The sequence below is a fragment of the Vibrio bivalvicida genome, assembly GCF_001399455.2.
Lineage (GTDB): Bacteria > Pseudomonadota > Gammaproteobacteria > Enterobacterales > Vibrionaceae > Vibrio > Vibrio bivalvicida.
In genome coordinates, this window is the sequence record NZ_LLEI02000075.1 from 55793 (window position 1) to 69724 (window position 13932).

Annotated in this window: 12 protein-coding genes; 4 read left to right on the top strand and 8 right to left on the bottom strand. The window is 45.3% G+C overall.

Annotated features, from left to right (window positions below; all coding sequences use genetic code 11):
- Positions 1–38 precede the first annotated feature (38 nt).
- The gene (locus APB76_RS19405) at positions 39–929 is read right to left on the bottom strand and encodes a LysR family transcriptional regulator (protein ID WP_054962397.1); all 891 of its coding nucleotides are present in this window, start codon (positions 927–929) and stop codon (positions 39–41) included.
- 205 nt (positions 930–1134) lie between these two features.
- On the opposite strand from APB76_RS19405, the gene APB76_RS19410 reads away from it, so the two are divergent.
- Positions 1135–2016, top strand: coding sequence for an aldo/keto reductase (locus APB76_RS19410; RefSeq protein ID WP_082880318.1), 882 nt, complete (start codon positions 1135–1137; stop codon positions 2014–2016).
- Positions 2017–2079: 63 nt separating this feature from the next.
- On the opposite strand, the gene APB76_RS19415 is transcribed toward APB76_RS19410, so the two are convergent.
- Positions 2080–3081, bottom strand: a complete 1002-nt coding sequence (locus APB76_RS19415; protein WP_054962395.1) for a substrate-binding domain-containing protein — start codon at positions 3079–3081, stop codon at positions 2080–2082.
- A gap of 178 nt (positions 3082–3259) precedes the next feature.
- On the opposite strand from APB76_RS19415, the gene APB76_RS19420 reads away from it, so the two are divergent.
- On the top strand, positions 3260–3592 hold the full coding sequence (locus tag APB76_RS19420; RefSeq protein WP_049846470.1) for a tRNA-binding protein: 333 nt from the start codon (positions 3260–3262) through the stop codon (positions 3590–3592).
- 28 nt (positions 3593–3620) lie between these two features.
- Here the strand turns inward: APB76_RS19420 and APB76_RS19425 are convergent, their stop codons facing one another.
- Positions 3621–4181, bottom strand: a complete 561-nt coding sequence (locus APB76_RS19425) for a gamma-glutamylcyclotransferase family protein (protein WP_054962394.1) — start codon at positions 4179–4181, stop codon at positions 3621–3623.
- Positions 4182–4423: 242 nt separating this feature from the next.
- On the opposite strand from APB76_RS19425, the gene APB76_RS19430 reads away from it, so the two are divergent.
- A complete protein-coding gene (locus tag APB76_RS19430; RefSeq protein ID WP_054962393.1) occupies positions 4424–5608 on the top strand; it encodes an NnrS family protein in 1185 nt (394 codons plus the stop codon).
- A gap of 62 nt (positions 5609–5670) precedes the next feature.
- On the opposite strand, the gene glpD is transcribed toward APB76_RS19430, so the two are convergent.
- From glpD to APB76_RS19450, 4 genes are all read right to left on the bottom strand, one after another.
- Positions 5671–7224: a glycerol-3-phosphate dehydrogenase gene (glpD, locus tag APB76_RS19435; protein ID WP_054962433.1), complete on the bottom strand. Its 1554-nt coding sequence runs from the start codon at positions 7222–7224 to the stop codon at positions 5671–5673.
- Positions 7225–7404: 180 nt separating this feature from the next.
- Positions 7405–8178, bottom strand: coding sequence for a DeoR/GlpR family transcriptional regulator (locus APB76_RS19440; RefSeq protein ID WP_049846473.1), 774 nt, complete (start codon positions 8176–8178; stop codon positions 7405–7407).
- 176 nt (positions 8179–8354) lie between these two features.
- Entirely contained in the window at positions 8355–9872 is a 1518-nt protein-coding gene (glpK, locus tag APB76_RS19445) for a glycerol kinase GlpK (protein WP_054962392.1), read from the bottom strand.
- 57 nt (positions 9873–9929) lie between these two features.
- Positions 9930–10784: an MIP/aquaporin family protein gene (locus tag APB76_RS19450; RefSeq protein WP_049846475.1), complete on the bottom strand. Its 855-nt coding sequence runs from the start codon at positions 10782–10784 to the stop codon at positions 9930–9932.
- Between the two features lie 595 nt (positions 10785–11379).
- Between APB76_RS19450 and glpT the strand changes: the two genes are divergently transcribed.
- Positions 11380–12744, top strand: a complete 1365-nt coding sequence (gene glpT, locus APB76_RS19455; RefSeq protein ID WP_054962391.1) for a glycerol-3-phosphate transporter — start codon at positions 11380–11382, stop codon at positions 12742–12744.
- A gap of 146 nt (positions 12745–12890) precedes the next feature.
- Here glpT and dapD read toward each other — a convergent pair whose 3' ends face one another.
- On the bottom strand, positions 12891–13919 hold the full coding sequence (dapD, locus tag APB76_RS19460; RefSeq protein WP_054962390.1) for a 2,3,4,5-tetrahydropyridine-2,6-dicarboxylate N-succinyltransferase: 1029 nt from the start codon (positions 13917–13919) through the stop codon (positions 12891–12893).
- Between the last annotated feature and the right edge of the window lie 13 nt (positions 13920–13932).

Below are 13932 nucleotides of genomic sequence, written 5' to 3' on the forward strand. Positions count from 1 at the left end.
AGCGATTGGAAGTGGCTTTTTTTGTTTGTATGTAGCGACTACTTATCTTCAAACCACTTTTGGGTGAAATCGATAAAAGCGGCAAGCTTGCTGCTGCTGCGCAGTTGCGGTGGGTAGATGAGATAAATATTGCTTCTTGCGATAAAGTAGTTCGGCAGTAGCTGTACTAATTGTCCGCTGTCTAAAGAAGGCTGCACCAAGTAGCTTGGCATTTTTATAACCCCCTTGCCTTGTTGCGCGGCAGTCAGAAGCAGTAAGTTGTCGTTTATCAGCATATCGCCATTCGTTTCGACCTCAATGCTCTTGGTACTATCGACAAACTGCCAGCGACGTAAGTTGGGATCGGATAAACAGTTGTGATTGACTAGCTCGTCTGGGTGACTGGGTAGGCCATGTTTTTCAAGATACTGTGGCGATGCACAGCAGATGTGTTGATAGGGAATAAGCTTTTTCGCCACCATATTATCTGGTGGATTGTTGGTGGCTCTAATTGCCAAGTCGAGATGACTTTTGGTTAGATCTTCGCGGTTATAACCAACATCAAGATCAAACTCGATTTCTGGGTATTGCTGCTGAAATTGATGACAGATATCGATCAAGAAACGATGGCTAAAAATGGTGGGCGCAGTAATTCGAAGTAGGCCACTGACATCGCATTTGGTGTGGTCGAGCTCTTTTTCTAACTCGACGATCGATGTATTAATAAACTGCATCTTAGCGAGAATTTTTTCTCCCGCCGCAGTCAGGCGCACATTACGCGTTGAACGAATCAGTAGACTTGTATCTAATTCTTGCTCTAGCTGATTGATTTGTGAAGAAAGGTAGCTGCGTGAAATGCCTAAATTTTCCGCGGCCTTAGAAAAGCTGAGTTGCTTTGCGACTTCACTAAATAACGCATATCGTTCAAAGCGTTTGTGCATCTTTTGCATATCTGACTCGCCTTCGTTGTTGAATCTATCGTCAATTATATCGTCCTATATAGAATATTAAACTTTGCTTATTGTGCTGTATATCGAATTATCTTTTCTTGTTAGCTAGTTTAATCCCTAGCTTTCATACCAGTATACTGGGCATAGAACAGATTAAACTCACGGCAATATTGCAATGGTGAGGTCTATGTATCAGGGGATAGAGATGAACAAGACACATCCGGTGTTTTCACCAATGATCCAAGGTTACTGGCGTATGGCTGAGTGGGGAATGAACACCCAACAGCAGTTGTCATTTGTTAAGCAGCACCTAGAGCTAGGCATTACGACGGTAGACCATGCGCCTGTTTACGGCCCAGACTCTGCGTGTGAGCGTATGTTTGGAGAAGTGTTAGCGCTAGATAGCGGTTTGCGCGACCAAATTGAGATTGTTTCAAAATGCGGAATTTATCGCGGTGAAGATCCTCAGGTTAATCACTACAACAGTGGTAAAGCCGCCATTGTTGAATCCGTTGATCAATCGTTAACTCGTTTGAATACCGATCATTTAGACGTGTTACTCCTACATCGCCCTGACTTACTCATGGATGCAGATGAAGCGGCTGAATCGTTCGCTCAGTTAAAAGCTGCGGGGAAAGTAAAGCATTTTGGTGTGTCTAACTTCACACCTGCTCAGTTTGCTTTATTGCAATCAAGAGTTGAACAGCCGTTGATCACTAACCAAGTCGAGATCAACCCAGTGAATTTGCAAGTGACGGAAGATGGCACGCTTGAACAGCTTCAGCAGCATCGCGTGCAGCCAATGGCTTGGTCTTGTCTCGCCGGTGGGCGTATCTTCGGCGAAGAGAGCGAACAGATGTGTCGTTTACGTCATACCTTGGCAGAAGTGGCGCAAGAAGTCGGTGCAAGCTCGATCGACCAAGTCATCTTTGCATGGGTATTGCGTTTACCGTCTAACCCAGTACCAATCTTGGGCAGTGGTAACATTGAGCGTGTCCACTCTGCAGTCGGCGCATTTGAACTGTCATTGACTAATGAGCAATGGTACCGAATTTGGGTTGCGTCTAAAGGTCATGGCGTGGCTTAAATGCTAAAACAATAAAGGCGTTATTCAAGGTAACGCCTTTGTTTGTTCTAACTGGTGCCACGTTTAGGTGACTTTCTCAACTGAATTTCGGCGTACCAAGGTCGGAGTAAACATTAATGCTTCATCGTTGGAGCTTTGTTCTTTGGCTAAATTCAGCGCTAAACGCGCCGCTCGTTCAGCCATCATGGCGATTGGATAACGGATCGTTGTCAGGCGAGGGCTGACATAGCGAGCGATCAAGCCATCATCAAAACCAAGCATTGAGATTTGATCCGGAACCTTGATGCCGTTTTCGTCTAATACCGACAGCGCACCCGCGGCCATATAGTCGTTGTATGCCACAACGCCAGTGATGTCTAACGACTTAGTCAGCAGGTTGGTCATGGCAACTTCACCACCGTCATTGTTCGGCTCACCATATTCAATATAGCTTTGCGGAAGCTCGATATTATTATCTCGCAGGGCTTGCAAGTAACCATCAACACGCTGATCCGAGTCTTCAATACGATGCGCTGAAGCGACGCAAGCTATCTTAGTGTGGCCATGGCGGATAAGGTATTCCGTGGCGAGATAGGCGCCTTTGCGGTTATCCAGTGCAATGCAGCGTTCGGCCATTTCTGGAATATGGCGATTGATAAAAACCAAGCCTTTGACTTCTTTGGCATAGCCTATCAACTCTTCATCTGACAAACCTTTCGAGTGAATGACCAGTGCGTCACAACGGTTGTTGATTAACAGTTCAATTGCTTTGCGCTCTTCATCAGGGCTATGGTAACCGTTACCGATCAGGATATGCTTGCCGTGTTCATGGGCAACATTGTCGACTGCTTTGACCATAGTACCGAAAAATGGGTCGGATACATCGCCCACTAGCACTCCAACTGTATTACTGCTTTGGCTTACCAACGCTTTCGCCGCGGCATTTGGGCGATAGCCAAGTTTCGCCATCGCCTGTGTCACTGAGGCAATAGAGGCTTTACTCGCTTTTGGGGATTTGTTTATGACCCGAGAGACGGTAGCGATCGATACGCCCGCTTCTTTGGCGACATCTTTAATAGTTGCCATGTTTGACCTCGATAAATATTCCTAGAGTTATTTAACCCTTTGAATGTAAATAAGGCAAATTGTATAGCATTCAGTTTCTTGAAATGCGATCTTTACCACTTGCAATATAAGTGGTTGCTGATAGTGTAAACGTTATCTTTTAGTAAAACTTTACTTAATCAATGTGCTGAGGTTTATCATGGAAACGATCGCATACACTGACTTCGCCAAACTGGAAATGCGTACAGGAAAAATCATCGAAGTCGCTCGCCACGAAAACGCGGACAAGCTCTACATAGTGCAGATTGATATTGGAGAAAAGACGCTGCAAACCGTCACTAGCTTAGTGCCTTACTACACTGAACAAGAATTGATGGGCAAAGAAGTGGTGGTACTGTGTAACTTGGCGAAAGCTAAAATGCGTGGAGAAACATCTGAATGCATGCTGCTTTGCGCTGAGACGGATGATGAATCACAAAGTGTACTGTTAACCCCAGAGCGTTCTATGCCTGCTGGGGTTCGTATTGTATAGAGCTCTCTTGTCGGCTGAGGGTTTTTAGTTAGGTTCTTGCTTCAGCCACCAGAGCATCAATTGTGTTGTGGTGCTCTGGTTTTACTCCTGCTAAATTGCCATATTTGGGCTGATGGCGATCATTCTCCAATGGAAAGTGCCAGCCAAAGGTATGTTCAACAAACTGCTGGGCAAACTGCTCGGAAATTTCTAGGCAGCCTGCCAGTACAGTATCGACGTAAGTCTGCATTATTGGGCTCAATGAACAAGGTGGCTCTGGACTGTCTTTGATATAGACCCAAATTTGGTCACCTGTCGACAGCGATAGTTCTGCGTCTAGTTTATCCGTTGAGATTAAAATTCGGTGGTACCCACGCTCTCTAACATCAAACTCTTGTAGCCCAGTATCGCTGACCTCAAGCAAAACTCCATTCACTTGTCCTTGGCCTTTATCGACGACTAACGGTGACAGAATGTAGCTCTCATCAACTTTGCCCCAATAGCGCTTGAAGCCATGTATTGTGGCCGGAGTTGCGGTAGAGGTTTGGCCCGTCAACTGGCGTGATTCAGAGTTCATTAGACTGCCATAACCAAAGATATAGCTTGCCATTCTGTTCTCCTTCTTGATTGGCATGATCAGTAGAGTTCTAAACTAGCGACTTTTCGTGACAAAAGGAAGTGATACAAATTGTTTTATTGAGGTCATAATGACATGTGTTTATTGTGTCATTATGACTTTAAATTGAGTGATTAGAGCGCTGAAAGCAAGAGTCTATAACGCTTTAACAAACTGGAACACTTCTTGCGATAGTTAAACGAGTTAGAGATTTTAATTTGTTTAGGAGTCTTTCAGTGCTCAATATTACCGACAAAAAGGTTGAAGAAGCCATTCCGCCCGTTTTGCGTCTAGGGTTTAGACCTTTCTTTCTGCTTGGTTCCATTTATGCTGTTATTGCCATTGCTTTATGGGTATGGATGTTTCAATCTGGTCAGCCCAAGCTATTGCAAGTCCCTGCACTATGGTGGCATGTCCATGAGATGGTATTTGGTTTTGCGATGGCAATTGTTGTCGGCTTTGTTTTAACTGCAGTACAAAACTGGACGGGGATTAACGGCACCAAACATTACCGTTTAGCTATCTTGGCCGTGTTGTGGTTAGCGCCTCGTTTATTGTTATGGACCCCCGCTCCGTTGTGGTTAATCTCTTCAATTGAAGCGCTTTTTTTAGCCATGGCGGCATTCGAAGTTGGCACCCGAGTGGTGAAAGCCAAAGGGTGGCGTAATCTGTTTTTTGTACCACTATTCATCCTTGCGATTGCGGCTAACTTTGCCAGTTATGCGACTGTGAAAGGCATGCCACCATTCTCCTCATCTGCGGTTTGGCAAGCCATGCTGTGGTGGTTCACTTTACTGCTATCTGTAATGGGAAGCCGAGTGATCCCATTTTTTACTGCTCGCCGGTTTAATTTCGAAAAACCTCAACCTATAGTTTGGCTCGAGTGGGTGGCTAATTTGCCTTTGGTGGGGCTGTTTATTCTTAGTTTCTTCCCGATGACTTTTGCTGAACTTGGCCGGCCATTGATGGTCATATCGGGCGTGGCGCATCTGATTCGTGTAATGAGGTGGCAGCCATGGAGAACTTTAAGTGAACCGTTAGTTTGGTCACTACACGCGACTTACTTATGTATTCCGCTGAGTCTATTGTTACGAGGTTTACTAAATAATCCATTTGCCAGCCACAATATGCTACATCTGTTTGCTATTGGAGCCATTGGCGGTGTTATTTTGGCGATGATCGCGCGTGTGACGATGGGACACACTGGACGCGCGATTTACCAGGGGCCAAACATGAGTATTGCTTTTGTGGCAATTGTCTTAGCTGCTCTGATTCGTAGTCTTGGTGTCGCTTTCTTCCCCCAGTACCTGATTGAATCGGTTAACATCAGCGCTGCCTTGTGGGTACTCGCATTTGCTATGTATGTTGGATTATTTGGCAAAATGCTGATTACACCTAGAGTCGATGGTCATCCCGGATGAGTTATTAGACAAAGAAAAAGGCTTGGTATGCGCCAAGCCTTTTATAGGTAGGACAGTGGGGGTTAACCTACCTCAGAAAACTCAACGACAGTTTTAGGTTGCTTGCTCTTTAGGTAGTCACCTAGCACCTGTTGCTCTTGGTCATCCAGATACAAGCCCAGTTTGGTACGACGCCACAAAATGTCTTCCTCAGTTACCGACATTTCATGCTCAATCAAGTAATCGATCTCACGTTGATAAACGCCTTGTGCTGAGTCTGAGAACTTGAAGCCAAGATCATCGACACTTTTTACACCTTCGAGTAATTTCCAGCAATAAGTGCCAAACTGAGTGACATAGCGCAGTAACAATGCCTCAGAAATCCACGGATATTCTTTGCGTATGGATGCAGCAAGTTGCTCTCGTGAACAGCTAAAGTTCCCACCCGGTAACGCGTGGTGAGCAGTCCAAGCAGTTCCCATCTCTGGCAAATAAGGCTTAAGTTTAGTTAACGCTGCTTCACCAAGTTTACGGTATGTGGTGAGTTTACCTCCAAATACAGACAGCAGTGGTGCTTGGTCATATTTAGCTTCAAGTTCAAGCGTGTAATCACGTGTGATGGCTTGTGGCGAATCGGATTCATCATCACATAAAGGACGCACACCACTGTATGTCCAAACTACGTCTTCACGTTTAAGCTGGTGGATGAAGTGCTGGTTAACGATGTCGATGAGGTAATCGACTTCTTCGTCGGAGATCGCAACTTCTCGAGGATCACCCTGGTACTCCACATCGGTAGTACCAATGATCGAGAACTTATCTAGGTAAGGGATCATAAATACAATGCGATTGTCTTGGTTTTGAAGGATATACGCTTGAGGCTCATCATGAATGCGTGGCACGACAATATGGGAACCTTTAATCAAGCGAATATTACGTGGAGAGTCCTGCTCTAAGCCATCGTCGAAGAATTGTTTAACCCAAGGGCCAGCAGCATTGACTAGGGCTTTCGCTTGACGTTCAAATACTTGGCCAGTGCTTTCATCACGGATAGTGACGTTCCATATCGCTCCCTCTCTGCGGGCACTTTCTACGCGGCAGTAATTACGTATTTCTGCATTGTTTTCTTGAGCCGCAAGTACATTAAGTAGCACCAATCGAGCATCATCTACCCAGCAGTCTGAGTATTCGAAGCCTTTTTTCATTTCAGGCTTGAGTATGCCCGACTTGGCTAAGTCGATCCCTTTACTCGCAGGTAGGGTAGTACGTTTGCCTAAATTGTCATAAAGGAACAAGCCGCAGCGGATCATCCACGCAGGGCGTAAAAATGGACGGTGTGGTAGGCGAAAGCGCATGGGTTGAGCGACATGGGGTGCTTTTTTCAGTATTACTTCACGTTCTGCGAGTGCTTCCGAAACTAAACGAAATTCATAGTGTTCAAGATAGCGTAAGCCGCCGTGAATAAGCTTAGAGCTTGCTGAAGACGTTGCTGAAGCAAAGTCGTTCGCTTCATAAAGACCAACGGATAAACCACGACCAGCAGCATCGGCAGCAATACCTGCGCCATTGATACCACCACCAATAATGATCAAATCTAAAATTTTGTGCGAAGTAGCCGCATTCGGGTTGTTACTCATGAATATGACCTCGTGTTTGAGCGAACGAGCATTTGTGAACATGATTCAATCCTAGCCTAGGTTTCGTTTGTGGTCATTATTTATTTTCGTTTATGCTCGTTTGTGTGATTTAAACACAAAAAAACCTTTATCTAATGATAAAGGTTTCAATAAGGTTAAATACTTCTGAGTGGGGAGTAACTAATCTTCGTTCGCGACCACTTCAAGTGGAATGGCGTTTTCTTTAAGAATTGACAAGATTTCTTTAGGGGGCTGTTTGTCGGTAAACAACATATGTAGCTGAGATATATTGCCGAGCTTAACCATAGCGTTACGCCCAAACTTAGAGTGGTCAACAGCTAAGAATACGCTACGACTGTTTTCTATGATTGCTTGTTTAACCCTGACTTCATGGTAGTCGAAGTCGAGTAGAGAGCCATCAAAATCAATACCACTAATACCCAAAATGCCGAAGTCTAAACGGAACTGCTTAACAAAATCTAGCGTCGCTTCACCGACGATACCTCCATCTCGATTACGGACCTCTCCACCGGCAAGGATAACCTTGAACTCTGGGTTAGGCAGCAAGATGGTAGCAACATTAATGTTGTTGGTAACCACGCGTAGCTGTTTGTGATTTTTACTCAGTGCGCGTGCAATAGCTTCTGGTGTGGTGCCAATATCAATAAATAGAGTCGCACCATCGGGAATGTGTTTCACGACTTCGTCAGCAATGACATCTTTCTCATTGAAATTTAGGCTCTTACGTGTGTTATAAGAGGTGTTTTCTGAACTCAATGGGATGGTTGCTCCGCCGTGATAACGACGGATTTTATTCGTGTCTGCCAATTCATTTAAGTCACGGCGAATGGTTTGCGGGCTTACGTCAAACTTCTCGACCAGTTCTTCCGTGCTAACATAGCCCTGTTTTTGAACCAACTTGATGATCTGCTGATGTCTTGGTATCTGTTTCACTCATTGCTCCCTGAACGAGGTTGGTCGGCAATTTCGAAAAGCCGCATTCGATAGTTGTATTGTGACTATTGTGCTCGAATTTGACCATGGAAAGAAGAGGGAGTCATAAGGAACAAGGGCTAAGGCGCAAAAAGGGCGCTTGAATTGCGCCCTTAGTTGCTTAACGATACGGTGATCTAGTCTTCATCATCGTGCATTTGTGCCCAAGTTTGCGCACACTTCACTGCACGTTTCCAACCTTTATAGCGTCGGTTTCGTTTTTCTTCGTCATGGTGAGGAACGAAAGTGCGATCTAATACCGCTTTGTTTTGCAGCTCATCAATGTTGTTCCAGTAGCCAACCGCCAAACCCGCTAAATATGCTGCACCTAGCGCGGTGACTTCGGTAACTTGAGGACGATGCACTTCGGTGTCCAATACGTCAGATTGGAATTGCATAAGGAAGTTATTCGCAACTGCACCACCATCGACTCGAAGGTTTGCGAGTTTAATACCCGAGTCAGCTTGCATTGCGTCGAGTACATCTCGCGTTTGATAAGCAATCCCTTCTAATGTTGCACGTATGATGTGATTGGCGTTCACACCGCGAGTTAGGCCGACAATCGTACCACGAGCATACGCATCCCAATAAGGTGCACCCAGTCCGGTGAATGCAGGGACAACATAAACCCCATTTGACGAATCTACTTTAGTTGCGAAGTATTCAGAGTCTTTTGCGTCAGCGAGTAGTTTCATCTCGTCACGCAACCATTGGATCGATGCTCCTCCCATAAATACAGCGCCTTCTAGGGCATATGATGGCTCCCCTTTTGGTCCACAAGCTAATGTAGTCAGAAGACCGTTCTTCGACGTTACTTTTTCTTGGCCAGTGTTCATTAACAAGAAACAGCCTGTGCCGTAGGTATTTTTAGCTTGTCCTGCTTCGACACACATTTGCCCATAGAGTGCGGCTTGTTGGTCACCGGCAATACCAGCAATAGGGATACGAGTTCCGCCTTTACCACCAATGTTCGTTTGACCATAGATTTCAGAAGAACATTTGACCTCGGGCATCATGGATGCGGGGATGCCCAATTCATCGAGCATTTTTTGGTCCCAACAGAGATCATTAATGTTAAATAGCATGGTACGTGAAGCATTGGTGTAATCAGTCACATGAACACGGCCTTGCGTCATTTTCCAAACGAGCCAAGTGTCGACCGTACCAAACAGCAGCTTACCCGCTTTCGCGTCTTCGCGAGCACCTTCAACGTTATCAAGAATCCATTTTACTTTGGTACCCGAGAAGTATGGGTCGAGTACTAAGCCTGTGTTATCACGTACGTAATCTTCAAGGCCGCGTTGCTTTAAATCTTCACAAATATCTGCGGTGCGGCGACATTGCCAAACAATAGCGTTGTAGACAGGTTTGCCGGTTTCTTTGTTCCAAACAATGGTGGTTTCTCGCTGGTTGGTGATACCGATACCCGCTAATTGGTCGCTGCGGATACCCGACTTACCAAGAGCTTCAACCAGTGTTGAGCTTTGAGTTGCCCATATTTCGAGTGGATCGTGCTCAACCCAGCCTGCTTTAGGATAAATTTGTGTGAACTCACGTTGCGCAACGCTTACAATGTTTGCATCGTGGTCTAGGATTACGGCGCGAGAGCTTGTGGTGCCTTGGTCTAGGGCAACAATGTACTTTTGCTCAGTCATGGTAAGAATCCTTTTTGTTTCGTTACTTTTAATTTTAGTTAATTCAGGGTTGAAAGGTTATGCGCGCGCTTCTTGCGCTTCGTCTTCTTGTTCACATTGGTTGGGAATTGTGCAGCCGTGGCCTTCTTGAGGCAAATAAGCCGCAATGGCTTTCGGGTATAACCAACCACCAAAACATGCGCCAGCGATTGGGGCAAGTATAGGGACGATGAAGTACGGGATCTCTTTCGCTCCGGTTAGCGCGTATTCCCAGCCAGCAAAGTAAGCAAAAAGCTTAGGTCCAAAATCACGAGCGGGGTTCATGGCAAAACCCGTTAGCGGGCCCAGTGAGCCTCCAATCACAGCGATTAGAATTCCGATTAATAGTGGGTTCATAGCACCACGAGATGCTCCGTTGTTTTCATCCCCTAGAGCTAGAATGACAAACATAAGGACAGCAGTAATAACAAACTCCACAGCAAAGGCGCCAAAGAAAGAGAGTGAAGCATGTGGGTAAGTTGAGAAAATTCCAGCTGTTGCTAGTGCATCTTGGCTGCTGCGCGCGAAACCGTGGGCAATTTCATAGTCGGTGAATAAATTGCTGTATAGGGAGTAAACTAGTGCCGCTGAGCAAAAAGCGCCAAGTAACTGTGAAATGATGTAAGGAATAACTTTAGCTTTATCAAACCCGTGAAACGCAGCTAGTGCGATTGTTACCGCAGGGTTAATGTGCGCTCCGGATACGCCCGCAGTGCAGTAAATAGCAATAGCGACGCCTAAGCCCCACATAATGCTAATTTCCCATTGTCCGAATGTTGCCCCTGTTAATACCAAAGCAGCAACGCAGCCAACGCCAAAAAAGATAAGTAATCCTGTCCCGATGAACTCGGCCAAGCACTCACCTAAGAGTGTAGGTTGTTTGTTCGTTGTCATAGTAAGAGTCCTTTAATAATTATGCTTGTCTAGCACGGCTCTATTGTGCATATGTAAACGTTTGCGAAAACAAACGCGCATTAAAAGTGAGCGTTTGAGCATAAAATTGTTAATCAAAATGTTTGTTTTTGTTAAATGGCGCATCTTTTGAACAAAAAAGAAAACTAATAAAGTCGTCATCAAGGAGGTGAACTTATCTAGAAAGTTAAAACTACCGATGGAAAAATGATTTCACAAACTGGTAAGAGGAGTTTTGTGAGGCCGCGCCACTATTGATAATTGTTCGTTAGCGTTTAGAAAATATATCGACATTAAGAGAAAATAAACCACGACCGATGTATAGGCGTGATTGGTTTGTTTCGTTTGCACATTTGGTCGAAGATAACATCGTAACCAAATATGTGAAAAGTGGAATCACGCGCTAATAATTTAACTTTAATACACTGTATTTACTCAGATTTAATTCTTATGCAACATTTGTCACAGAAATAAATTGAATTCCTAATAGAATGCATTTGCTTTCGAACGAAACTTATTTTTTGCTCGTTCGAGTTTGTTAAGACCTTACCATCGCTCAAGTTATAATGAGGCCCCAATGTTTGGAATATTTAAACCTAAGGCGCATATCGATCGCTTACCCACCGATAAGATTGATAGCGCTTATTCGCGCTTACGCTGGCAGCTCTTTATCGGTATTTTTGTCGGTTATGCTGGCTACTATCTAGTACGTAAAAACTTCAGCCTAGCTATGCCTTACCTAATTGAACAAGGTTTTAGTCGGGGTGACCTTGGTGTTGCACTTGCCGCAGTATCTATCGCTTATGGTCTGTCAAAATTTTTGATGGGCAGCGTGTCTGATCGTTCCAACCCACGTTACTTTCTAAGTGGTGGCTTGCTAATGTCAGCGCTCGTTATGTTCTGTTTTGGTTTTATGCCTTGGGCAACAGAAAGTATTGCAGCAATGTTCATTCTGTTGTTCTTGAATGGTTGGTTTCAAGGCATGGGATGGCCAGCCTGCGGACGAACCATGGTGCACTGGTGGTCACGCAAGGAGCGGGGAGAGATCGTCTCTGTTTGGAATGTGGCACACAATGTCGGCGGTGGCCTAATTGGTCCGCTGTTTATACTAGGTCTATGGGCGTTTAACGATGACTGGCGAACTGCTTTCTATGTTCCCGCTTTCTTTGCCACTCTCGTTGCTATCTTTATCTGGTTTACGGTGCGTGACACACCTCAGTCTTGTGGCTTGCCTCCGATTGAAGAGTACAAAGAAGATTACCCAGATGACTACGACAAGTCACATGAGAAAGAGATGACAGCAAAGGAAATCTTCTTTAAATATGTCTTTTCTAACAAGTTACTTTGGTCGATTGCAATTGCCAATGCATTTGTTTATCTGATTCGCTACGGAGTGTTGGACTGGGCTCCTGTTTACCTCAAAGAAGCGAAAGATTTTTCTGTAGACAAGTCTTCTTGGGCCTACTTCTTATATGAGTGGGCGGGTATACCAGGCACACTGCTTTGTGGTTGGATTTCAGATAAGTTGTTCAAAGGTCGCCGAGCACCTGCTGGTATCTTGTTTATGGTTTTGGTTACTGTCGCTGTTCTGGTTTACTGGTTTAACCCTGCGGGTAACCCTACCGTTGATATGATGGCTCTAGTCGCGATCGGTTTCTTAATTTACGGCCCGGTGATGCTGATTGGTCTTTATGCGCTCGAACTTGCACCGAAGAAGGCTGCAGGAACGGCTGCTGGTTTGACGGGTTTGTTTGGTTATTTAGGTGGCGCTGTGGCGGCGAATGCGATTCTTGGCTACACGGTTGACCACTTTGGTTGGGATGGCGGATTTATTATCCTAGTCGGATCTTGTATCACTTCTATTGTTTGTTTGACTTATGCTTTTATTGGCGAGCGTGCACATCACGAACAAAAAGATCGCGAGAAGGAAGCACTAGCGTAACTACGGGCTTGGTATTTCAAGAGTAACAACGTTAGTTAAGAGTATGCTTATCGTCATATGCCAATACGTAAGCGAAAAAATCCCCCAGCAGGTTCCTGCTGGGGGATTTTCTTATCAATCTTATAGATTTAAAACTAAAACTGACGTTAGTTGTTGCTGTGAAGCTCTGAATTCAGCTCTACCGCTGTTTTGTTCGCCAGACATTCAATTTGGCCTGTTACTGAATTGCGACGGAATAGCAGATCAGAAACACCTGCTAGGTCGCGAGCTTTAACCACTTCTACTTCTTTACCTTCAGCAATCATGCGAACTTTAGACCCGGCTGTTACATAGAGGCCTGATTCAACAGTACAGCGATCACCAAGTGGGAAACCTAGGCCTGCGTTAGCACCAAGTAGTGAGTTTTCACCGATAGATACTACAACGGTGCCGCCGCCAGATAGCGTACCCATGATAGATGCACCACCACCGATATCTGAACCGTCACCAACAACCACGCCAGCAGAAATACGGCCTTCAACCATACTTACACCTGTTGTACCGGCGTTGAAGTTAATGAAACCTTCGTGCATCACTGTTGTGCCTTCGCCCACGTGCGCACCAAGACGTACGCGAGAAGTATCTGCAATACGAACGCCAGCAGGTACCACGTAATCAACCATCTTAGGAAACTTATCTACACAATCTACAGACAGTGCACGACCGGCTAGGCGAGCTTCAATTTGACGCTCAGCCAGTTCTGGCAAGTCGATAGGACCTTCGTTTGTCCAAGCGATGTTGTGCAATAGACCGAAGATACCGTCAAGTACAGTACCGTGAGGTTGAACTTGGCGGTTAGAGATAAGTTGTAGTTTAAGGAAGCCTTCTGCCACTGATGCTGGTTTCTCGTCAGTTGCTAAGACAACCAGTACAAGTGGCTGTGAAGATTCGGCTGCTTTTGCCGCGAATGATGCGTTTGTTGTGTCGCCATTTGCTTCAAATGCGCCAGCAAGCTCAGCACTTTGTACCGCAGAGATCTCGATAGCTTGGTTACCTTGTTCGTAACCTGCCACTTTAGCAACGGCATCGACAAGTGCGTCTGCTGGGTTAAGCACTGGGCTAGGGAAAAATGCTTCGATGATTTTTCCATCACGGTTTTTGGTTGCCGTACCAAAGGCTAGAGAAAAGTAAGCCATGTTGAATCTCCTT